This window comes from Nonomuraea diastatica (assembly GCF_004349015.1).
Taxonomy (GTDB): Bacteria; Actinomycetota; Actinomycetes; order Streptosporangiales; family Streptosporangiaceae; genus Nonomuraea; species Nonomuraea diastatica.
Genome location: NZ_SMKP01000007.1, coordinates 89,292 through 110,856 on the forward strand (window position 1 = coordinate 89,292; position 21,565 = coordinate 110,856).

A 21,565-nucleotide genomic window follows, 5' to 3' on the forward strand; every position below is an offset into this window, starting at 1 on the left:
GAAGACGAACGATCCTCCGCTAGACCATAGCCGCTCGGCATAACAGGGGCGATGGGTGATGGGCCGCCTTAGCCTGAGGGCGCTTTCACAGGTTCCCCCAGGAGGTGTGCATGAGTCAGAGCATGCTCGGCGGCGACCCCGCGGAAATGCAGCAGATGTCCACCCAGTTCACCCAGCAGTCCGAGGCGGTCCGCACCACGATGACCGCGCTCGACCGCGAGGCCGCCAAGGTCGGCACCGCGTGGACGGGGCCGGGCGCCCAGCGTTTCCAGCAGGCGTGGCAGAACTACCGCACGGCGTTCCAGCGCATGACCGAGGAGCTCCAGGAGGCTTCGCGGGTCATCGGCACCTACCGACAGAACATCGAATCCGCCACGAAATGATTACGGGCAGGGGCCCTGGCGAGGGTGCCGGGGCTTCTTCCACAGGCGCGGGCCGTCGCCGTCGCCGTCGCCGTACGGGCGGCCTCTCGCACGTCGCGGACGCCGCGACGCCGGACGGCGGGATGCCGTCCCCTCCTCGTGCCGCCGTCACGACCGGTGTCGCGCTTCGGCGCCCGGGTGCTCGTTGACAGCGGGTAGTCAGGCGAGCGGCCGAAACCTCTGATGTGTATGGGGCGTATTTGGTTAAATGTCCTTCGTTCATGACGCAATCCCGGAAAGGACGGTCATGACGGAGAACGACGCCTCTCAGCCTGCGCGGATCGGTGGCCACGAGCTTACGGGCCGTCTGGGCGAGGGGCCGCGCGGTGTCGTCCACCTAGGCCGGAAGTCCGGAGAAGCGCCGCAGGTCGTCGTCAAGACGCTGAGCGCCGACCCGGCCGCCGACCCCGGCTTCGTGGCCAGGCTCAAGAGCGTCGCGCGGGTGTCCAGCTCGTACGTGGCCCGTACGTTCGACGCCGGCGTCGACAACGGCCTGCCTTACGTGATCAGGGAGCATGTCGAAGGACGTTCCCTGGCCGAGACCGTCGCCACGGACGGGCCGCTGACCGGCGACGCCCTGGAGCGCGTCTCGGTGGGCATGCTCACCGCGCTGACCGCCGTCCACCTGGCCGGATTCGCGCACCGCGGCCTCACACCTGCCAACGTGATCCTCGCCGGCGAGGGCCTGCGCGTCACCGACGTCGAGTTGGGCGACCCGGTCGGCGAGATCGGTTACCGGGCGCCCGAGCAGCTCAACGGACTGCGGTATGGCCCGTCCGCCGACATCTTCTCCTGGGCCGCGACCGTCGTGTTCGCCGCCACCGGCTCCGCTCCGTTCGGGCACGAGGCCGAGAACGTGCTGAACGGGGAGCCCGAGACTGGGGAGTTGCCCGAGCCGCTGCGCGGGGTCGTGCTGGCCGCGCTCGCCAAGGAGGCGGAGGCGCGGCCGACGACGCGCACGGCGATGCTGCGGTTGCTGGGGGGCAACGTGCCCGTGAACGGCCCGCAGGCCGGGGAGGATCCCGCTCCGCCGTCCGCATCCGCCGAGGGCGCGTCTGGCGGACAGCCCGGCCCGATGACGCCCGCGATCCTGCCCATCCAGCTTTCCGTCAAGGGCCTCAAGCCGCCTCAGATGCCGGCGTCCCCCGCTCCCACGGCCGCCCAGGGGCCCATGCAGCCTGGCCCCGGACAGCCCGGTCCCGGCCAATCCGGCCTGGGCGGCCCCGGACACACGCATGAGGGCCCGATCGGCCAGACTCCTCCAGGGCAAGCTCCAGTTGGCCAGGTTCCGCCGGGCCAGGGTCCGATGGGTCAGGTTCCGCCGGGCCAGGCCCCGCCAGGACAGGGCCCGAGCAGCCAGGTTCCGCCGGGGCACGGGCAAGCGCCGGGGCAGAGCCCGGCCCAGGGTCCGATGGAAGTGGGTCCCGGACCCTCTGCCTGGGGTCCCCCGCCAGGTCCCGGCCGGCAGGCTCCGCCCCAGAACCCGGCGCCCGACCTGGTGCCCAAGCCGGGCGAGGGCCAGCAGCGCAAGCCGTTCCCCGTCGGGCTCGTGGCGGGCCTGACCGCTGTCGCGCTCTTGTCCGGCCTCGGCCTGTGGGGCGCGAGCCAGTACTCCGGCAAGGTGACGTTCTCCCCGATCGCCGCGTCCAGCACGGACACGACCGGCGGGGGCAACGGTTTCTCCGCCCAGGGCCAGGAGTCGGTGACGGGCGCGCCGACGCAGCCGCTGGCCGAGGTGACCGCGCCGTGGGCGACCACGCCGAACCCGACCTCCAGTGACGTCGGCCCGATGGTGCTTCCGACCGACGGCCTCCCCACCAGCTCGCCGGGGGTTCCTGAGCTCACGACGGTGCCGACACCGGCGCCGATCACGACGGTCCCGGTGCCCACGGTGACGGCGACGGCGACGGCCCAGCCGACGAGGACGACCAGCAGGCCGACCGGGAAGCCCACCAGGAAGCCGACGAGAAAGCCCTCGCCGACGGCCACGGTGACCAAGACCGTGAAGCCCAGCAAGACGCCGACCCCGACCGAGGAGCCCACGGAGGAGCCGGCGAGGGAGCCCGAGCCGACGCCGACGAAGACCAAGACGACGAAGCCCACCCCGAAGCCCACGCCGAAGCCCACCCCGACGAAGACGACCAAGCCGGCGGCGAAGAAGAACCCGTACAGCGCGACCCAGGTGTGCGGCAGCGGTTTCGTGGTGCAGCGGAGCTCGCCGTTCGAGGGCGGCACGACGTACCAGCTGTGGAACAACGGCTCGGGGCAGAACTGCGTCGTCACCCTCAAGTCGGGTTCGGACGTCGGCAAGTCCACTCGCGTCAGCGCGACGCTGGAGGTGAAGGGCGGCAGCAGCAAGACCGACTCCGGGAACTTCGAGTACTACGCGGGTCCGGTCAAGTTGTCGGCCAAGGGCAAGTGTGTGCGCTACTCCGGCAGCGCCGGTTCTGGGAGCACGAGTGCGGGGTGGGCCAACTGCGGCTGAGCTGCGCTTCCCCGTCATGATCGGCCGCGTTCTCCTCGCGAGCCTGCTCGCCCTGCCCCTCGGCGCGGCCCCGGCGGCGGCCGCGCCCGAGGAGTGCAAACCGGAGAAGGGCTCGCTGACGATTCCCGCCGGCGAGCCGTGGGCGCAGAAGCGGCTCGACATCAAGAACGCCTGGCGGCTGACGCGCGGCGCGGGGGTCAGGGTGGCGGTCGTCGACAGCGGCGCCGACTACCACCCGCAGGTCCAGATCGCCAAGATCATCGATGAGACGCACACCGGGCACCGCGACTGCGTGGGTCACGGCACGGCCGTCTCGGGCATCATCGGCGCCCGCTACGTCAGCGGCACCCCCTTCCACGGGGTCGCGCCCGAGGTCGAGCTCGTGATGGTCAAGCAGAGCAACAAGCCAGAAGGCGACATCGCCAAGCTGATCAGCGCCATCGACGACGCGGTCGCGGCGAAGGCCGAGGTGATCAACGTCTCGGTGCGGGCCTCCGACCACTCCGGGCTGAGGGCCGCCGTCCAGCGGGCGCTCGACAAGGACATCGTCGTGGTCGCCGCGGCGGGGAACGTCACCGGCCCCGACGACGAGGACGTGCCCGCCTATCCCGCGGCGTACGAGGGTGTGCTGGCCGTGGGCGCGGCCACCCCCGACGGCCGCCGCGCCGACCTCTCCAACGCCACCACCCCCGTCGCCGTGCTCGGCCCGGGAACGGACATCACCGCCCCCTGGCCGGGGCTGGGCTACAAGCGCGACCTGAAGGGCACCAGCTTCGCGACGCCCTATGTGGCGGGCACCGCCGCCCTGGTGCGGTCCCGCTTCCCCCAGCTCACCCAGGAGCAGGTGCGCCGCCGCATCATCGCCACCGCCGAAGGCACGACGGGCACGGGCAGCGGCGCGGGCATGGTGAACCCGGTGCTCGCGGTGACGGCCGTGCTGCCCTACGAGGACGCCGACGCTCCCGTGGTCGCCGAGCCGCCGCCCACCGCGCTTCCTGCCGATGCCATCGCCAAGGTCCCGCCTCGCGACGAGACCGCCATCGGCATCTCCATGGCGATGGGGGCGGGCGCCATGGTGGCGATCGCCGTGGCGGGCGCGCTCGCGCTGCTCATTCCGCTGGGCCGGCGCAGGGGATGGCGTCCCGGCCGGCCCTCCTGAGGGTTGCGTTTCGGTGAATACCGCGATTCGCGGGTGAAACTACTGATGCGTATGTGATGGATTTGGTTGAATGTCCCATTGAGATCTTGGATCAGCGAAGGGACGACCATGCACCCCCTACGGCCGGGTGATCCCGAGAAGCTGGGCGAGTACGCCATCTCAGGACGGCTGGCTGATGGCCCCCGTGGCGTGGCCTACCTCGGCCGGGAGTCCGACGACGCGCCCCTGAGAGTGATCAGGTTGCTGCCCGCCGCTCCGGAGCAGGACGACGAGGAGATCGCCCGGCTCAGAGGAGTGCAGCGCGTCTCCAGCTCGTACGTCGCCAGGACCCTGGAGTCCGGCAGGCACGCGGACCGCCCCTACGTGGTGCGCGAGTACGTCGAGGGCCGCAGCCTCACCCAGGTGGTGACCGAGGACGGCCCGCTCGACCACGACGCGCTCGAGCGGCTGGCGGTGGGCATGCTGACCGCGTTGACCGCGGTGCATCTGGCCGGCATCACGCACCGCGGGCTCACCCCGCACAACGTGATCATCGGTGCCGGCGGCCCGAGGGTGACGGACGTCGACCTCGGCGGGCCCGTCGGCGAGCTGGGCTACCGCGCTCCCGAGCAGCTCAGAGGGCCGGTTTCCGGCCCGCAGGCCGACATGTTCGCCTGGGCCGCGACGATGGTGTTCGCCGCGACCGGCGAGCCGCCGTTCGGGCAGGACGCCGAGTCCGTGCTGAACGGGCTGCCCGAGGTGGGGAACCTGACCGAGCCCCTGCGCGGGGTGGTGCTCGCCGCGCTGGCCAAGGAGGTGGAGGCGCGGCCGACCACGTACGCGGCGATGTTGCGGCTCCTCGGGGACCAGCGGGGCGGTGCCGGCCCCACGCCGCAGCAGCAGCCGTCCCAGCCGGGCGCGCCGCTCGTGGGCGTGCCCATTCCCGCGGTGCCCCTTGAGGGCATGACCGTGCCGGGGGCGCCGATCGAGGGTGTGCCCCTACCGGTGGCGCCGCCCCCGCAGCAGGCCTGGGGGCCGACGGCGCCGCCGCAGGCCCAGGGCGGCGCCTCGCCGATGGAGGGCGTGCCGGTGCCGCCGTCGGGCCCCATGTGGGAGCCGCCCAGGCAGGACCGGCAGGCGATGGTCCAGGGGCAGACGGTTTCCGCCCGCCCGCCGCGGAAGTTCCCTCTGGGACTGGCCGCCGCGGTGGGCGTGCTGGTGGTCCTGTCCGGCGCGGGACTGTGGGGCGCCAGCGAGTACGCGTCGACGCAGAGGTTCGAGCCGGTGAACGTGGCCGTGGGCTCGTCCGCCGAGGGCACCGCGGAGGCCGTGAGGTCCGAGCAGGCGGCCGCGCGGGAAAGCGTGCCGGAGCAGCAGGAGGCACAGCCGGAGGTGACCGTGCCGTGGGGTGAGCCGTCGTCGGACGCCGACGTGGGTCCCATGGTGCTGCCTTCCGACTGGACGTCGCAGACGCCCACACCGCCCGAGCTCAGCACCGTTCCGACGCCGGCGCCGATCCAGACGCAGCCGGTGGTCCCGCAGCCGACGCAGGTCACGCCCACGGTGACCGTGACGCCCGGGCCGAGCCAGAGCCCGACGCCCACGTCTGACGCCGTCGTCACCCATCCGGCGACCCCGGAGCCCTCATCGACGCCGACTCCCACGCCGACCGTCACGGTGACGGTGACGCCCACCCCGACGCCCACTCCGACGGTGAGCGAGGAGCCGACCTCAGAGCCCACGAAGAAGCCGTCACCGACGAAGACGCCCTCGCCGACGAAGAAGCCGTCCAAGCCGAAGCGGACGCCGACGAAGACGCCGAAACCCGAGCCCACCAAGACCAGTTCGCCGTCGAAGCAGAACCCGTACACGCCGGTCATGGTCTGCGGGCCGGGCTTCTCCGTGCAGCGCAGTCAGAACTTCCCCGGCGGCGAGACCTTCCAGCTCTACAACGGCGGCTCCGGTGAGAACTGCGTGGTCACCATGAAGACCACGTACGTGGGCACGCCGACCGAGGTGACCGCCACGCTCGAGGTCAAGGGCGGCCGCAACTGGACGGAGTCCGGCAACTACATGTACTACGCCGGGCCGGTCAAGCTGCCCGCCAGGGGCAAGTGCGTGCGGTTCTCCGGCAGCCACAGGGGCAAGAGCACCAGCTCGAACTGGGCCAACTGCGGCTGACCCGCCCGCAACGGCGAAACCCCCTCAGTCCTGAGGGGGCTTCGCCGTTGCGGGGCTGATCAGTAGGGCTTGTAGCCGCCTCCGCCTGCCATGGAGGCGATGCCGGGGTGCCCGGCGAGATTGCCGTAGCGGCTGTAGGTGTACAGGACGCCGGCGATGATGTTGTCCACCGGTTCCCGGATCTGGCCGTATCCGGGCAGCGCGTGCGCGTTGAAGGTGGGCGGGATGGTCTGCATCAGGCCCTGGGACGGCACGCCGTTCTTCGCGTTGATGTCCCAGTTGTTGATCGCGTTGGGGTTGCCGCCCGACTCGTGGTGGATGATCGTCCAGATGCGCTCGATGTCCTGGGGATCGTTCGGGTCCAGGTCGCTCACGTCCAGACCCCTCTTCCTCAGGATCGCGGCCATCTCGGGTGACTTGATGACCTGGATGGCCTCCTTGATCCACTCGACGACCTGCGGCTTGGGCGCCGGGGTGTTGCCGTACGACGACGGCGCACCGGCGCCTCCTCCGCCTCCGCCGCCTCCGCCGGCCCCTGGGCCGGAGCCCGGGTCGGCGGGCGCGTTCGCCGAGGCGAGCGAGGTGGGGGAGTAGCCCGCGGTCTTCTCCCAGTCGATCGGGTGGTCACCCGGCAGGAAGTCGGCGCCTCCCGGCTGGCGGATGCCCTTGAAGAAGCCGAACCCCTCCTCGCCGAGCTTTCCGTCGAGCGCGGTCTTGGCGGTGGTCAGGGCGTTCGTGGCCGTGGTGATGGCCTGACCGGCCTTGGTGACCGGATCGTCGAGCTGCTGCCTCACGTGGTTGTCGATGTCGGTCTGCGTGGCGTCGCTGTGGGTGCGCCGGTACTCGCTCGCGGCCGTGGCCGCGGCCTCGTGGAGCCCACTGACCGTGGTGTGGGCGGTCTCCAGCTTGGTGGCCGCCGTGTCGAGGGCGGAGGCACAGGAGGTGAGGGCGCTCTTGAGCTGCCGTCCGGCGGCGGGGTAGGCGGTCATGTAGTCGGCGAAGGCGTTGGCCGAGTCGCCCTCCCATGCCTTCCCGACCTCGCTGACATTTCTGACGAGCTGGTTCGCCGAGGTGGCGATGTGCCCGCCCATCGTCCGCATGGCGGCGGCGATGCTCCTGATCGTCGCCGGGTCGCCGTCGACCTTGTTCTTCAGCCCGGCCAGGGTCTCGACGATGCTCATGCGCCCGACCCCGTCTCGGCACCGCGGAAGTTGGAGGCGACCTGGCCCAGCGCCCGCTCGACGTTGGTCATGCGGTTGCGTCCCTCGCCGAGCTCGGACCTGACGGACTCCCAGATCGCGTCGATCTTCGCGGCCAGGACGCCGGCGCCTTCGAGCTCGCCGAAGATGTCGGACTTGGTGTCGCCCTGAGGCGCCGTGACGTCGGAGTTCACGAACGCGTCGTCGAAGTCGAGCATGTTCTTCACCCTGAGGGCCTGGCGTGCGCACTCCTCCAGCGCTTGAACATGTACGTCCACGTAACTCATGGGACTCCCGGCTGTCGGTGAAGACATGGAAAGGCGATCATCATGGGCTTCTTCGTCCCTGGACCAGGCGTCACGGCTGCTCCATGTAGGCGGTCTGGATCAGGCGCGCACCGTACTTCCTGTCGACGTAGAAGCCGCGGCCGACGGGCAGCGGCTGCGGGCGGACATTGCCGAAGAGCTGGCCTTCATCCCTGTTGCCCGACATGATCAGCGCCGGGCTGGCCATCTCCTTCATGCGCTGGACGGCCTGGTCGTACATGGCGCGGCTGGCGCCGCCGCTCTGCCTGGCCAGCACCAGGTGCAGCCCGATGTCGCGGGCCTGCGGCAGCAGCTCCGTCAGCGGCCCCAGCGGGTTGTTCGACGTGGCCACGAGGTCGTAGTCGTCCACCACGATGTACAGGTCCGAGCCCTGCCACCAGCTCCGCGAGCGCAGCTGCTCCGGCGTGAGGTCGGCCGGAGGAAGGCGCTTGAGCAGGGCGGAACGGGCGTCCTGGACCAGCTCGGCGGCCGCGGTGCTGGAGGCGGCGTAGCCGATGCGGTGGTCGGTCACCGCGGTGTCCAGCAGCGAACGCCGGTAGTCGATCACGATCATCATGGCCTCGCTCGGCGTCTTCCTGGCGACCACACCTTCCATGATGAGCTTGAGCACGTTCGACTTGCCGCACTCGTTGTCGCCGAACACGACGAAGTGCGGGTCGGTGTCGAAGTTGAGCATGACGGGCGAGAGCGTGTCCTCGTCGATGCCGATCGCGATGCGCTGCGGGCCCGTCTTCTCCAGCGCCGGCAGGGAGGCCGCGGGCAGCATCGACGGCAGCAGGCGCACCGGCGGCGCCGACGGCCCCTGCCAGGACCGCCGCACGATCTCCACCATCGACCGCAGCCCCTCGGACACGTCCTCGGCGGTGCGCTGCCCGTCGATCCGCGGCAGGGTCGCGAGGAAGTGCATGCCGTCCCTGGTCAGGCCGCGCCCCGGCACTCCTTCCGGCACCGCGAGCGATGCCTTCCTGCTGATCTCCGACTCGTACGCGTCACCCAGCTTGAACTCGATCCTGGTGCCGAACAGGTCCCTGATGGCCGGCCGGAACTCCGACCACTTGTTGGTCGTGGCCACCACGTGGACGCCGTAGTTGAGCCCGCGCGCCGCCAGGTCGGTGATCACGGCCTCCAGGCTCTCGAACTCCTGCCGGATCGTCAGCCACCCGTCGATGACGAGGAACACGTCGCCCCACCCGTCGCTCTTGGTGCTGCCGTCGGCCACCATCCGCCGGTAGGCGGCGATCGACTCGATGCCGGACTCGGCGAAGCCCCGCTCCCGCTGACGTACCAGTGAGGACACCTCGGCGACGGTCCTGCGCACCCGGTCGGCGTCGAGCCTGGTGGCCACGCCGCCCACGTGCGGCAGCCCCTCCAGCGCCGCCAGGGCGCCGCCGCCGAAGTCCAGGCAGTAGAACTGCACCTCGCGTGGCGTGTGGGTGAGGGCCATGCCGGAGATCAGCGTGCGCAGCACGTTGCTCTTGCCGCTCTGCGGCCCGCCGGCCACGCCGACGTGCCCGGCCGCCCCGGACAGATCCAGCCAGTACGGGTCACGCCGCTGCTCGAACGGCCGGTCGATGATCCCGATGACGGCGTGCAGCTTGCCCCTGCCGTCCCACGTGGGCGTGGACAGTCCGAGCTCCGGTGTGACCGAGAGCGGCGGCAGCAGGTGCGCGAGCGTGGGCGGCTCGTCGAGCGGGGGCAGCCAGATGCGATGGGCCGCGGGGCCGTGTCCGGCCAGCCGCTGCACGACGATGTCGAGCAGGCTGTCCTGCGGGCCGCGTTCGTCCACCTCCGCGGCCGGGGTCTCCTTGGGGGTCTCCGGCACGAGCGGCAGCGGCGCGTACGCCGAGGTGTACTCCACGACCTGGCGCAGGGTGGCCTGGCCGTCGTCCGAGCCGGTGTGGCGGTGGTCGCCCTGGTAGGCGCCCGAGACGTAGGCGGCCTTGAACCTGGCCATGCTGGTGGTGTCGACCTTGAGGTAGCCGTTGCCGGGCGCCGAAGGCAGCTCGTACGCGTCGGCCACGCCCAGCACGACCCGGCTCTCCATCGCGGAGAAGGTGCGCAGGCCGATCCGGTACGACAGGTGGGTGTCCAGGCCTCGCAGCCGCCCCTCTTCCAGCCGCTGGGAGGCGAGGAGCAGGTGCACGCCGAGCGAGCGGCCCAGGCGGCCGATCATCACGAACAGGTCGATGAACTCCGGCTTGGCCGACAGCAGCTCGCTGAACTCGTCGAGCACCACGAACAACGTCGGCAGCGGAGCCAGGTCGGCCCCCTGCTCCCTGGCCCGTTCGTAGTCCCGCAGTGAGGCGTAGTTGCCGGCCGAGCGCAGCAGTTCCTGTCTGCGCACCATCTCGCCGTGGAGCGCGTCGTGCATGCGGTCGACCAGCGGAAGCTCGTCCTCCAGGTTGGTGATGACCGCGGAGACATGGGTGAGCGAGTCGAGCCCCAGGAAGGTCGCGCCACCCTTGAAGTCGACCAGGACGAAGTTGAGGATCTCCGGGGAGTGCGTGACGGCCAGCCCGAGCACCAGCGTGCGCAGCAGCTCGCTCTTGCCGGAGCCGGTGGCTCCGATCACCAGCCCGTGCGGGCCCATGCCGCCCTGGGCCGACTCCTTGATGTCGAGCTCCACGATCCGCCCGTCGGATCCGAGCCCGATCGGCACCCGCAACCTGTTCCGACCGGCTCGCGGCCGCCAGGTGACGGCGGGATCCACGCGGGCCGGGTCGCCGACGCCCAGCAGGTCGGTCAGGGTGGTGTTGATCGCCAGCACGTCCTCGGCCTCGCCTGCGGAGGCCGCCGAGGCGCGCAGCGGCGCGAGCTGCCTGGCCAGGCCCTCGGCCCGCAGGAAGTCGAGCTTGTCCGGGTCGCCGAACCGTGTCCTGTGCTCCTTGCCCGCGTGGTCGATCTTCACCATGTAGAAGCCGTCGGGCTGGACGTCCAGCCGCAACGTGTTCTGCTCCGCCACGTCGGCGGTCGAGCCGGACAGGTCGATCACCGTGACGCCCTGGATGGCGTCGCCGCCGAGCTGGGAGTCGTGCGGCACGTGCCCGCCGTCCACGATGAGCACGTGGTACGGCAGCGCGTCCCCGGCCGACCCCGGCCGGAACCTGGCGCGTTCCTTGAGCTCGCCTCCGACCAGCCGGTCCAGCTCGGCGAGGTTCTCCGCCATCAGCCGGACCTGTCCCGCCGCGTCCGTCTCCTCGGGATGCAGCGCGTGCGGCAGCCACTTGACCCACTCCCAGTGCGGCATCCACTCCTCCCCGGAGCAGATCATGATCCGCATGTCGTCGGGCGAGTGGAACACGGTCAGCTGGGCGATCATGGAGCGCAGCAGGTCGCGCACGGCGACGGGATCGCCGTTCACCCTGATCCTGGCGAACGAGCCGAGTGCCACGGCGACGGGCAGCTGGGCGACCGTCGAGTGCGCCCTGATGAACCTGCGCAGCGCGCCGGCCGCCAGCGCGTCCAGGTCCTCGACGGGCTTGGAGTCCGGCGGGATGAGCTGGACGGCCAGCTTCTGGACGCCGGTGCCGAGCCGCACGGTCGCGAAGTCCTCGTCGCGCGGGCGGCGTTCCCACAGCCGGGGGCCCATGGCGATCCACCACAGGGAGTCGGGTTCGGGCCCGCTCCATTCCAGGGCCTCACGCTGCTGCTGCGCCGCGCGCCTGGTCCGCTTGCGGATCTGGCCGAGGTACCTGAAGTAGTCGCGGCGGGCGCCGTTGAGCCGGTATTTCCGTTCGCCCGCCTGGCGGCCCATCTGGCCGAGCGTCATGCCGACCATGGACAGCGCGAACAGGCCGCTGGCCACGTACATGATCGGGTTGGCGTTGCCGTAGGCGGTGAACATCAGGGCCATCGCGGCCGCACCCGCCACCATCGGGAGGTAGGTGAGGACCATCGAGAAGCCCTGCCCCTGGACTTCGGGGATTTCGGGCGGTGACTCGATCAGAACCTCGCCGCGGGGCGGCTTGGGGCCCGGGCGGCGTTCTGGGCGACGTACGACGACGATGCTCATCACGACGTTCTTACCAGAAAAGACCAGATATGTTCTCTGTTGTCCGTGACCATTGGTGGGGACGGAGAGTTGAGATGGGACAGATCGTTCAGGGGCCTCCACTCGGTCCACCGCCAGCCCAGGGCCCACCCCCGGGGTTTCCTCCGACGCACGGCCCGCCGCCCGGCTTCCCGGGACCGCCAGGGCAGCCTCCTCAAGGGCCGTTCCACCAGAGCGCCCTGCCGCAGGTGCCGATGCCGCTGCCGGCGCAGTGCCACGTGACGATCGTCGGCCCGCGTCGCAAGGCCGACCTGGCGCTTCCCGCCGACGTCCCGCTGCCGAACGTGCTGCCCAGCCTGCTCCGCGCGCTGGGAGAGGTGGGCGGCGACGCCGCCGCCGCTCCCGGGTGGACGTTGCAGCGGCTCGGCGGGGCGCCGCTCGACCTCGGGCAGAGCCTCGGCGCGCTGGGCGTGCTCGACGGCGAGATCCTCTACCTCAGGCCGCGCGAGGCGATCCTGCCGCCCGCTCTCTATGACGACGTGGCGGACGTGGTCGCCACCGGCGTACGCGATGGCGGTGTCTGGTCGGCCAAGCAGACCAGGCTGATGGGGGCCGGCGGGGCCGCGGGCCTGCTCATCCTGGGCGGGTTCGGCCTGGCCGTGTCGGGCATGCCGGGCGTGACCGTCACGATCGTGGCCGCGCTGCTGGCCCTGCTGCTGGTCGTCACCGGCGCCCTGCTGTCCAGGGCGGTGGGTGACTCCATGGCCGGGGCCCTGATCGGGCACGCGGCGTTGCCGTACGGGTTCGTCGCGGGTTTGTTCGCGCCGGGCGGGACGCCGCTGGCCTTCGGCGTTCCGCACATGTTGTCGGCGTTCGCCTGCACCGCGCTGGTGGCCGCCGTCGCGGGCGCGGTGATCTCCGACGGCGTTCCCGGTTTCCTCGGGACGGCCGTCGCCGCCACGGTCGCCGGGATCTGCGCGGCGGTGATCATGGTGTGGTCGGCCTCGCCCGCCGGGGTGGCGGCGCTGGCCATCGCGGTGCTGCTGGCGTTCAGCCCGCTGGTGCCCACGCTGTCGTTCAAGCTCGCCAAGGTGCCGCTGCCGACGATGCCGACCACCGCGGAGGAACTCCGCAGCGACAACCAGCGCCTGGACTCCGCGGCCATTCAGGAGCGCACCAGGGGCGCGCAACGCTACGCCACCGGCATGATCGTGGCCATCGCCCTCTCGGCGCTGATGGCGCTGGTGCTGCTGGTGTTCGCCGACGGTTGGGTGGCGGCCGTCATGATGGTGTCGTTGTCGCTCACGCTCATCATGCGAGCCCGGATCTTCCGCGGGTTCGGCCAGCGGATCTGGCTCATCGGCACGGGCCTGGCCGGGTTCTCCATGCTGGCGCTGTCGCTGATCAGCTCTGGCGGGATCGTCGGCTCGCTGGCCGTGGCCATCGGGGTGTTGTGGCTGGCGCTGACGAGCGTGGGCATCGGGCTGTGGCTGCCGACGGGAAAGCCCTCGCCGTTCTGGGGGCGCGCGGCCGACATCCTGGACCTCGTGCTGATCGTCCAGCTCTTCCCGCTCGCTCTGGGCGTGCTGGAGGTCTACACCTGGGTGCGCGGGCTGTCCGGTTGACCTAACAAGGAAGGTAGTGAGATGCAGGAGTTCGGCGACTTCGCGAAGATCGACATCGACAAGTTGCTGAAGGGCGCCGACGAGCAGCTCGCCCTCCTGGAGAAGTTCCAGGAGGAGGTCGGCTCGTACGTCGGCCATGCCCAGGACGAGGACGGATTCGTCACCGTGGAGTACGACCATCAGGGCATGCGCACGCTGGAGATCCACCCGAAGGCGATGCGGCTGTCCTCGGGCGAGCTGGCCGACCTGATCAAGACCGTGCTCGCGGAGGCCACGGCCGATTTCCAGCGCCGGCTCAACGCCGCCTCGAACGAGATGTTCGGCGAGGACGACAATCCCATGAAGCACCTCTCCGACCCCGAGGCCGCGCTCGGCAAGATCAGGCAAGCGGGGGCGCTGCACGACAAGGCGTTCGAGGACGTGATGGGGGAGCTCGACCGCATCCGCCGCCGGATGGACCTCTGACGCCGTCCGTCCACCACCGGGACAGGCGTTTGTCAGGACATGCCAGGCCCGCCATCAGGGCGTTCACCAGGAAGTTGCAAGAGTGCGACCGATCCGTGATTTGTGGTTTCTGGGAATAAGGGGGTCAATGGTGGCTAACATGCCTTTTGAGGTTGATCGCGGGGGTAGTCGGTTCCATCAGGGGGTGACCGCCCGCCGTAGCAGCAACGCCATATCGACATGGAGGTCCAGTGGCACTGTACGGGGCCAGCCCCACTCAGTTGACGAACGCGGCAGGCTACTGCCAGGACACCGCCCAGTACATCGAGGGCATGCGGCAGCGGGTCGAGCAGATCAAGGCCGACCTGACCACCCAGGGCTGGAAGGGCGGCGCGGCGCAGAAGTTCGCCACGGCCCTCACGCAGTGGGACGGCGAGTTCAAGGGCGTCATCAAGATCCTTGAGGACATCTACGACCGGATGAACATCGGCGCGGGCGTCTACCGGAACGCGGCCGATCAGAACATGGACATCGCCGGCGGCTTCGCCGGAGCCGGTGAGGGCGGTCGCATCGACTCCCTCATCAACGCCAACCGCTGAGCAGGACGGAGAACGCCATGACCACGCCTGACGACTACACGTACGTCCGTTTCGGCTCGATGGAGCAGGCCTACGAGGAGCTCAAGAAGGTCGTCACCGAGCTCGACCGCGCCACCGACGACCTGTACGCGGACATCAAGAGGGAGCTCGGCCCCAGCTGGGAGGGCGAGGCCGAACGGTTCTTCGAGGAGAAGCGCCAGAAGTGGAACGCCCACGAGAAGGCGATGGGCCAGCAACTGTTCCAGGCCGCGTCGGCCGTCAACGTCGCCAATGGCAACTACCAGCAGGCCGAGCGACGCAACATCGGCATCTGGACGGACTGACCCGGACCGTCGATCCTCTCGGTCATCGCCAGCCGCGGTGGCCGAGAGTTCTGCTGCTAGAGGTGGAGCATGACAAGCAGGGATGTGACGGACGGGGGAACCGACCCGCTGGCCGTCGATCCACACCTGTTCGAGGGTGGAGCCCGCGAGAACTCGCCGACGGGCATACGAGGGGTCGCACAGGAGCTGAGGATCAGCCTCGAGGCCATGCTCGGCGGCGGTGAGCGGCCCAACGGAAACATCAACCAGATCTCGACGGGCGGAGAGTTCTCCTCGGCCCAGATCGGTCAGTGGGAGGACGCCCTGGCCCTCGCCTCGACCGTCGGGTCGAACAACGCGGGCAGGAAGTTCGCCGAGGTCTACCAGAAGTTCATCGAGGCGTATCAGGGTGTGGTCGAGGCCGTGGAGACGAGCGCGGACAGTCACGATCGGGCCCGCCAGACCAACGAGGGTGGAGCCTGATGGGGGCGCAGCGGGAGGTCGTCACGATCCTCTCCTTCGACCGGACGCCGCAGGGCGCCTGGATCGACAAGGACAAGAGCGAGATCAAGGTGCTGCTCCAGAACACCGACTCCTTCACCATCGAGACCACCGGGCAGACCTACCAGAACGCGGCAAGCAAGATCGAGCAGGCCATCAACGCCCTTGAGGCGCACGCCGGCAAGATCGCCGATGTCTGGAAGGGGCCCGACGCCGCCAAGGCCCGCACCGCGCTGGAGTTGCTGCACGCCACCGGCAACGAGCTGTCCAGCAAGCTGTCCATGATGGGCACCGCGCTGCAGACGTACGCGGGGCACCTCAACGACACCAAGACCCGGGTCGATGAGGACGTGTCGGTCCCGTCCGCCGGCCTGACCCAGAGCGAAGAGGAGATCGTCAGGAAGTCCCTGGAGAACACCCAGGCCCAGCGCGCGCTCTACGAGCTCAACCAGAAGATCGTCAGCATCTACGACATCGACGTCCCGCACAGCGTCTCCTATGAGCTCCCGGCGGTCACCATCCCCAGCGCCCCCGCCGAGACGCAGAACCCCGACTACCCCACGGGCCCCGGGACGGAAGGCCCTGCCTTCACGACTCCCGTGAACGATCCCGGCGGCTCCTACGACGGCGGCTCCCAGGGATCGAGCGGGAACCCCGGAGGCATCGGCACCGGCGGCTCCCCTTCTGGCGGCTCCGACCCGCGGGGATCATCCGATCCCGGTGGTGCCAACCCGGGCGGCTCCAACCCCGGCTCCGACCCGGGCGGCTCCGACTCCGGTGACCCGGCCGGCCCCGACCCGGACACCCCGGCCGACCCGGGTACGGACCCCCCTGCGGCAGAGGAACCCGGCCAGGACCAGAACCCCCGCCCGGAGAATGGTGCGGAGAACGGCGGAGACGCGGCGCCGCCCGTCATCGGCGCCGACGACACCACGACCACCGACGGCACGAATCCCACGGATCCGCGCCAGACCGACATGGCCGGCTACCAGCCGCCGACCGCCACGATCGCTCCGCCGACCGTGACCACGCCTTCCACCACGCTCAACCCGCAGATCGGCTACAACCTCCCCACCACCGGCGGTACGCCGGGCATCCCCTCGGTGATCGGCTCGCCGGCCGTCGGCGGTGGCCAGTCCCCGCTGGTCACCCCCCTCGGGCGCGGCGGCTCGACGGGGATGGCGGGCGGCATGCCCTTCATGCCCTTCATGGGCGGCGGCGCGGGCGGCGGCGAGTACAGCGACCTGGAGCGGAACACGTACGTGCCGGAGGACGCGAGCTGCTGGACGGTCGGTTATGACACGACAGAGCCTGTGATCGAATGACGAACGGGATACCGGCTCTGCCGGGCTTCGGCGGCCAAGGGATGGAGATGTCGTCGGGCATCTCCTTCACCAAGGACGAGCTCGACAGGGCAAGCAACAAGGTCGGCGACCAGACCGATCTCCTCACCGGTCTGCAGACGGCCGACAGCAAGCTCGACGTGCCCTGGCCGGGCTTCGGCATGGCGGGCTGGGGGCTCGGGAGCGCTCACTCGCAGTCGATCGAGACCCAGCGCGACACGCTGGCCAGGGCACGCAGGGCGCTGGAGACCTGGGCTCCGGCGCTCAAGGCGGCCGATCGCAACTACCGCAAGGCCGACGAGGACAGCGGCCCTGGCGGTCCCGGTGGCCTCGGCCCGCAAGGTCCCGGCGACCTCGGTCTTGACGGTCCTGGCGACCTGGGACTGGACGGTCCTGGCGGCCCCGGCGACCTGGGCCTCGATGGTCTGGGCGAACCGGAGAACCCAGACCTGCCCGGCGTGCCGGACGGCAACCTGCCGGACGGGGACCTGCCCGACAGCGAGCTGCCTGACAGCGAGCTGCCTGACAGCAACCTGCCCGACAGCGAGCTGCCTGACAGCAACCTGCCCGACAGCAACCTGCCCGGCATGGACACTCCCAGCACCGACCTGCCCCAGCAGAACCTGCCGGGCACCGACCCGGCGGACATGAAGGTCCCCGACATCGACTCGGCGCTCAACGACCCGGCCAAGACCGACCTGTCGAACTACAACCCCACGACCCCGCAGATCCCGGGCGGCAACCTGCCGTCCGTGGACCCCAACGCGCTGAACTCGGGCACCCGTATGGGGCCCGGCTCCGTCGGCGGCCTGGGCACGGGACCGGGAGGACTCGGCGCCGGCGCGAACGGCGGCGTCCAGGCGGCCGGGTTGCGCGGAGCGGGTGCGTCCGGCATGCCGATGATGCCTTTCATGCCGATGGGCGGCGCGGGCGCGGGCGCCGGCCAGGAACGCGACCGTGACAAGGCCGTCGGGCTCCCCGAGGACGAAGGCGTCTGGGGCAGCGAAGAGGACATCGCACCCCAGGTCATCGGGGAGGAGGAAATGTGAGCGTCTACAAGGAGATGTACATGAGCGCCGCAGGCTCGGCCATGGCTGCGTCGTTGGCGCTCAGGACCCCTTGGGCGTCGTACATGGCCCTCGCCATCGGCACCATGGTGTCAGACCCCGAGGGCATGATGGACGCGGCCAGGCAGTGGCGCACGGCGGATCACTCCGGTGGCACGGAGGAACTCGACCAGCTGGACCAGCAACTGGACGATCTGAAGGCGCAGCTCAAAGATCAAGGCACGTGGGAGGGACAGGCTTTCGACTCGTTCGAGACCGTCCACACCAGCTTCAAGGAATCGCTGCAGCAGCTCAAGGAGACCCGTAACGCCACAGGCGACGGCGTCGATGCGCAGGCGGATTTCTTCAAGTGGGGCGCCATAGCCTGCATGGCTCTCGCCATGTTCATGTGGACTGTGGTGATAGTGAGATATTGGTCCCTGATCACCTCGGGGCCCGGCGCAGTGGCGGGCAAGATCTGGGAGACGCGCGCGGGGCTGAAGGGGCTGAGCATCACCAGGGAGATGCTCAAGAAGCATGGCAAGGCCGTCGTTGGCCTCAGCCTGCTGCTGTTCATGCTCAAGCAGCTGACCGAGAACGTCGGCAAGATCTTCCCCACGCTCGAAGCCATACCGACCCAGATGTCCTCGATGCAGAGCGGCACCTCGATGGCGTTCACGAACGACGGCCTGACCTACGACAAGGACATGGGCGCGCTGTCCCCGCAGATGGACGAGTCCGCGGAAGGCGGCATGGGAATGCCGCCTTCCGCAGGCGGCGGCATGGGGATACTTTAGGGCGTCATCCTGTCGTCTGGGTCGTCCGGTTCGTCTGGACGTTCCGCACGTCCTGCACGGGCGTCATCGCGGCCGCCGGGTCCAGCGAAGGGCCGTCCGGGATGAGCCGCAGCAGGTGGACCGGCACCGGCGCGACGTCCTTCGCCTCGTACCCCAACTTGCCTATCGCGTCGGCCGAGGCGAGCCGGAACTTCTTGCCCTGATCGGTGACGAGCGAGTACTGCTGCACCGCGGACAGTTGCCCGTCGCCGGGCAGGGTGCCGGCCAGGACCGCGCTGCCCGGCGGGAGCAGCACCTGGTCGACCTTGTCCGCGCCGGCGCTCGTCGACGGCGGCGGGATGTGGACCTTGCTGCCCGTGGTCAGCACGGCGCTGGTCGAGCCCTTCTGGGTGTTCGCGTACACCGCGCAGAGGGGGGCCGAAACGCTGGGTGTGCGGAAGCGCGGCATGGTGGCCGGCATGCCCTGCTTGCGCACGGACTGCTTGGACACCTTGGTCGCGTTGGCGCTCGCCGCGTCGATCAGCGTTTCGCGGACCCCGCTCCTGCCATAGGCGGCCTTGATGGCCGGGTCCTGGAGCAGCAGCAGCGCCTCGGTGTTGCTGATGGGGGCGAGGCCGTCGGCCAGCAGGACGTACCAGCGCTCGCTCGAGCCCGCCACGGACGCCACCTTGTACACGCGCCCGACCCTGGCCGCCTGGCCGCCGGGGCCCACGGCCTTCTTGCCGAGCTGGGGGATCTTGGGAGCGGCGAAGTCGACGCCCGGTGGGATGGCGTTGATCCACGAGGCGGGCACGCGACGCGGGGTCTGGTCGGTGAGCCGGTCCACGTTCGCGGCCCGCAGACGCTGGTTGGCCCAGAGCACCCAGTCCTGCCGGCCGTCGTTGACGAGCAGCGCCTCGTCTCCCACCGGCGTGCCGCCGATGTCGGTCCCGGCCACGAGCGTCACGTACGACCTGCGGCCCGCGGCGGCGTCGGCCGTCTCGGCCACGCATGCCGACCACGGCCCCTTGACCAGCCGCTCCTTCTTGGGCAGCGAGTCGGGAGCGCCCTGGATGCCGACCATCTGCCCTCGGGTGTAGCCGGCCAGCGACTCCGCGGACACCGACCTGACCTTGATGTCCTGGCTGTCGAGCAGCAGCCGGGCGGAGACGTAGTTCGCCACCGGCTGCAACCGGCCGCTCTTCTGGTTGAAGACGTACGCGGCGCCGGTCTCTTCTTCGATCAGCAACTGACCGGGATCGGTGAGCTTGGTGGCGTGCCCCCCCTGGCTGAGCAACCCCCAGATCCCGAACCCGGCGACGATCAGCAGGGCGATCAGAAGCCCCGCGAATGTCGCTACGTTCTGCCTGCGCATCGGGGACTCCGGCACGTCCGGCTCCCCTTGCAGCAGAGCCATCCCCAAGCGCTGCGTCATCAACCGATGCGCCTGGTATAGATCTTTCTGGGTCTGCATGATGCCCAATGTTACGCAAGTTGCCTATGCACTTTCTGTACTCCAAAGGAACGGTCAAGTACGCTGCTTGATCGAGTGTTCAAAGGGGGAAGCTCATGGCAGAAACCGAACCGCCCCGTGACTGGCCCGGGCTGCAACCCGAGCGGGACGGCGTGACATACGACCCCAAGAAGATCGCGAACATCGCCGGAGAGCTGCGCGAGGTGCTGAAGCCCATCAGAGGCGAAGGCCGGGGCGAGAACCAGGGATCGATCATCGACCTCGAAACGTACGGCTCGCTCCGTGCGGTCCTCACCCACGTGCGGAGCATCGAGCGCTGGCAGGGCGGCCAGGCGTTCGCCGACCTCGTGTCGCACAGCCAGCAGGAGTTCCTGACCGCCTACGAGGAGGTCCTGGAGAACTTCGCCACCGCGATCTCCCTGGTGGAGGCCGGGGCCGGCACCTACCAGGTGACGAACGCGGCCAACGAGGGCGGTGTCTGATCGGCATGGGGGAAGTGAAGAAGAACGTCCACATGCTGAAGCCGTACTGCGCGGAATGGTCCGTGGAGACGGGCGGCCGGAGCGTCGAGGAGGTCGTGACCTTCATCAACGGCTTCGACGCCACCGGCATCGAGCAGGCGGCGACCGCCTACAACGACGCTCACTCGGCGGCCAACACCGCCAAGGAGGCGATCAGGACGCAGGCCGGCAGGCTGGCCGCCGTCTGGGAGGGTCCCGCCTCGGTCGAGGCGCAGGAGGCGCTCGCGTTGCTGTACGTGTCGCTGGGCGAGCTGGCCGACAAACTGAAGAACATGTCCACACCGGTCGGATCCCTCGCCACGGTGGTGCGCAAGCACCAGGAGTTCGTCCAGGACGGCTGGAAAGGGGTCATGCCGACCTGGGCCCACCAAGGAGGTCTGACCGGCGGCACCTGGAACGACAGCATCGCCGACACCTACAGCGTCTACTCCGGCTATTACGGGGGTGACGACGCCAGGAGCGACTGGGGGTCGCAGGACGAGCTGGCGGGCCTGCACCTGAAGACGTTCGGCGATGACCTCTACCAGGTCCACACGAACATGCCCGACACGCTGGAGACGACGCTCAGGAACATCACGCCTCCGCAACTGCCGGACGACAGACCCGATGACGTCGAACTCCCGACCTTCCCCGACCAGAACCCGGGCGACGTGACATCCACCGCGCACAACGGTGGCGGCCCGTCCGGGCTGCCGACCGGAGGTCCGCGCATGCCCTCCGCCGGAGGCGACGACCCGTCAGGCTCGACACCGACCACCCCCGGTTACCCGGAGACCGGCCAGGGCGACGACCCGTCGACCGGCTCTCCCACCACACCGGACGCGGATGGCCAGACGCCTGGCGGCCAGACCCCGGATGGCCGGACCCCAGGCGGCCAGACCCCCGATGCCCAGACCCCTGGCGCGTCCACCGACGGCAGGCAGACGCCCGACCCGAACGCGGGCGCCGGCAGCCCCACGGACCTGCAGGAACACCAGCCCACCTCGAACGGCTCCCCTCCCGGGACCGGCCCCCAGACGCCAGGCTCCGGCAACCCGTCCACGTCGTCCTCGCCGGGCACGACGCCAGGAGGGACGAACACCTACGGCAACGGCGGCCCGGTGGCGGCCGCGGGCGCGGCCTCGCCGGGCGCCGGCGGCAGGTCCGCCGGCGGCATGGGCATGCCGTTCATGCCGATGGGCGGGATGGGCGG

Annotated in this window: 18 protein-coding genes; 14 read left to right on the forward strand and 4 right to left on the reverse strand. The window is 70.1% G+C overall.

All coding sequences use genetic code 11. The features are described from left to right. The first annotated feature begins 110 nt into the window (after positions 1-110). The 4 genes from E1294_RS03975 to E1294_RS03990 all read left to right on the forward strand — a co-directional run bounded on the left by E1294_RS03975 (position 111) and on the right by E1294_RS03990 (position 6,226). A complete protein-coding gene (locus tag E1294_RS03975; protein WP_165960088.1) occupies positions 111-383 on the forward strand; it encodes a WXG100 family type VII secretion target in 273 nt (90 codons plus the stop codon). A gap of 286 nt (positions 384-669) precedes the next feature. After that, positions 670-2,907: a serine/threonine-protein kinase gene (locus E1294_RS03980; RefSeq protein WP_165977067.1), complete on the forward strand. Its 2,238-nt coding sequence runs from the start codon at positions 670-672 to the stop codon at positions 2,905-2,907. Positions 2,908-2,923: 16 nt separating this feature from the next. After that, the gene (locus E1294_RS03985) at positions 2,924-4,066 is read left to right on the forward strand and encodes a S8 family serine peptidase (RefSeq protein WP_132504543.1); all 1,143 of its coding nucleotides are present in this window, start codon (positions 2,924-2,926) and stop codon (positions 4,064-4,066) included. A 108-nt stretch (positions 4,067-4,174) separates the two neighbouring features. After that, a complete protein-coding gene (locus E1294_RS03990; protein WP_132504545.1) occupies positions 4,175-6,226 on the forward strand; it encodes a serine/threonine protein kinase in 2,052 nt (683 codons plus the stop codon). 59 nt (positions 6,227-6,285) lie between these two features. Here the strand turns inward: E1294_RS03990 and E1294_RS03995 are convergent, their stop codons facing one another. The 3 genes from E1294_RS03995 to eccCa form a co-directional block, all read right to left on the reverse strand. Beyond that, the gene (locus tag E1294_RS03995; RefSeq protein ID WP_220447536.1) at positions 6,286-7,407 is read right to left on the reverse strand and encodes a WXG100 family type VII secretion target; all 1,122 of its coding nucleotides are present in this window, start codon (positions 7,405-7,407) and stop codon (positions 6,286-6,288) included. Further along, a complete protein-coding gene (locus E1294_RS04000) occupies positions 7,404-7,703 on the reverse strand; it encodes a hypothetical protein (RefSeq protein ID WP_132504547.1) in 300 nt (99 codons plus the stop codon). Before E1294_RS04000 ends, E1294_RS03995 begins: the two co-directional genes overlap by 4 nt. A gap of 79 nt (positions 7,704-7,782) precedes the next feature. Continuing rightward, positions 7,783-11,763, reverse strand: coding sequence for a type VII secretion protein EccCa (gene eccCa, locus E1294_RS04005; protein ID WP_132504549.1), 3,981 nt, complete (start codon positions 11,761-11,763; stop codon positions 7,783-7,785). A gap of 233 nt (positions 11,764-11,996) precedes the next feature. Here eccCa and eccD point away from each other — a divergent pair, with 233 nt between their 5' ends. The 8 genes from eccD (at position 11,997) to E1294_RS04050 (ending at position 18,399) form a co-directional block, all read left to right on the forward strand. Then, positions 11,997-13,367 carry a type VII secretion integral membrane protein EccD gene (gene eccD, locus E1294_RS04015; RefSeq protein WP_246082797.1) on the forward strand — a complete coding sequence of 457 codons (1,371 nt, stop codon included), beginning with the start codon at positions 11,997-11,999 and terminating at the stop codon, positions 13,365-13,367. Between the two features lie 21 nt (positions 13,368-13,388). Then, complete coding sequence (locus tag E1294_RS04020) at positions 13,389-13,832, forward strand: YbaB/EbfC family nucleoid-associated protein (protein ID WP_132504553.1); 444 nt, start codon at positions 13,389-13,391, stop codon at positions 13,830-13,832. A 260-nt stretch (positions 13,833-14,092) separates the two neighbouring features. Continuing rightward, positions 14,093-14,410, forward strand: coding sequence for a WXG100 family type VII secretion target (locus tag E1294_RS04025; RefSeq protein WP_165977069.1), 318 nt, complete (start codon positions 14,093-14,095; stop codon positions 14,408-14,410). Positions 14,411-14,427: 17 nt separating this feature from the next. Further along, complete coding sequence (locus tag E1294_RS04030; RefSeq protein ID WP_132504557.1) at positions 14,428-14,733, forward strand: WXG100 family type VII secretion target; 306 nt, start codon at positions 14,428-14,430, stop codon at positions 14,731-14,733. A 69-nt stretch (positions 14,734-14,802) separates the two neighbouring features. Next, on the forward strand, positions 14,803-15,195 hold the full coding sequence (locus tag E1294_RS04035; protein ID WP_132504559.1) for a hypothetical protein: 393 nt from the start codon (positions 14,803-14,805) through the stop codon (positions 15,193-15,195). Further along, positions 15,195-16,538 carry a WXG100 family type VII secretion target gene (locus tag E1294_RS04040; RefSeq protein ID WP_132504561.1) on the forward strand — a complete coding sequence of 448 codons (1,344 nt, stop codon included), beginning with the start codon at positions 15,195-15,197 and terminating at the stop codon, positions 16,536-16,538. Before E1294_RS04035 ends, E1294_RS04040 begins: the two co-directional genes overlap by 1 nt. Then, a complete protein-coding gene (locus E1294_RS04045) occupies positions 16,535-17,605 on the forward strand; it encodes a hypothetical protein (protein WP_132504563.1) in 1,071 nt (356 codons plus the stop codon). Before E1294_RS04040 ends, E1294_RS04045 begins: the two co-directional genes overlap by 4 nt. Further along, a complete protein-coding gene (locus E1294_RS04050; RefSeq protein WP_132504565.1) occupies positions 17,602-18,399 on the forward strand; it encodes a hypothetical protein in 798 nt (265 codons plus the stop codon). Before E1294_RS04045 ends, E1294_RS04050 begins: the two co-directional genes overlap by 4 nt. A 4-nt stretch (positions 18,400-18,403) precedes the next feature. On the opposite strand, the gene eccB is transcribed toward E1294_RS04050, so the two are convergent. Continuing rightward, a complete protein-coding gene (eccB, locus tag E1294_RS04055; RefSeq protein WP_132504567.1) occupies positions 18,404-19,852 on the reverse strand; it encodes a type VII secretion protein EccB in 1,449 nt (482 codons plus the stop codon). Positions 19,853-19,947: 95 nt separating this feature from the next. Between eccB and E1294_RS04060 the strand changes: the two genes are divergently transcribed. Next, on the forward strand, positions 19,948-20,334 hold the full coding sequence (locus E1294_RS04060; protein WP_132504569.1) for a hypothetical protein: 387 nt from the start codon (positions 19,948-19,950) through the stop codon (positions 20,332-20,334). Between the two features lie 14 nt (positions 20,335-20,348). Next, positions 20,349-21,565, forward strand: a 1,217-nt coding sequence (locus E1294_RS04065) for a WXG100 family type VII secretion target (protein WP_425465192.1), incomplete at its 3' end; no start/stop codon positions are given.

What these genes read in the sequence shown, in the direction of transcription:
- E1294_RS04040 (WP_132504561.1), top strand. Translation starts at nt 15,195, where the DNA reads ATGGGGGCGCAGCGGGAGGTCGTCACGATCCTCTCCTTCGACCGGACG.
- E1294_RS03995 (WP_220447536.1), bottom strand. Translation starts at nt 7,407, where the DNA reads ATGAGCATCGTCGAGACCCTGGCCGGGCTGAAGAACAAGGTCGACGGC.
- eccD (WP_246082797.1), top strand. Translation starts at nt 11,997, where the DNA reads ATGCCGCTGCCGGCGCAGTGCCACGTGACGATCGTCGGCCCGCGTCGC.
- E1294_RS03990 (WP_132504545.1), top strand. Translation starts at nt 4,175, where the DNA reads ATGCACCCCCTACGGCCGGGTGATCCCGAGAAGCTGGGCGAGTACGCC.
- E1294_RS04045 (WP_132504563.1), top strand. Translation starts at nt 16,535, where the DNA reads ATGACGAACGGGATACCGGCTCTGCCGGGCTTCGGCGGCCAAGGGATG.
- eccB (WP_132504567.1), bottom strand. Translation starts at nt 19,852, where the DNA reads ATGCAGACCCAGAAAGATCTATACCAGGCGCATCGGTTGATGACGCAG.
- E1294_RS04020 (WP_132504553.1), top strand. Translation starts at nt 13,389, where the DNA reads ATGCAGGAGTTCGGCGACTTCGCGAAGATCGACATCGACAAGTTGCTG.
- E1294_RS04035 (WP_132504559.1), top strand. Translation starts at nt 14,803, where the DNA reads ATGACAAGCAGGGATGTGACGGACGGGGGAACCGACCCGCTGGCCGTC.
- E1294_RS03985 (WP_132504543.1), top strand. Translation starts at nt 2,924, where the DNA reads ATGATCGGCCGCGTTCTCCTCGCGAGCCTGCTCGCCCTGCCCCTCGGC.
- E1294_RS04060 (WP_132504569.1), top strand. Translation starts at nt 19,948, where the DNA reads ATGGCAGAAACCGAACCGCCCCGTGACTGGCCCGGGCTGCAACCCGAG.
- E1294_RS03980 (WP_165977067.1), top strand. Translation starts at nt 670, where the DNA reads ATGACGGAGAACGACGCCTCTCAGCCTGCGCGGATCGGTGGCCACGAG.
- E1294_RS04030 (WP_132504557.1), top strand. Translation starts at nt 14,428, where the DNA reads ATGACCACGCCTGACGACTACACGTACGTCCGTTTCGGCTCGATGGAG.
- eccCa (WP_132504549.1), bottom strand. Translation starts at nt 11,763, where the DNA reads ATGAGCATCGTCGTCGTACGTCGCCCAGAACGCCGCCCGGGCCCCAAG.
- E1294_RS03975 (WP_165960088.1), top strand. Translation starts at nt 111, where the DNA reads ATGAGTCAGAGCATGCTCGGCGGCGACCCCGCGGAAATGCAGCAGATG.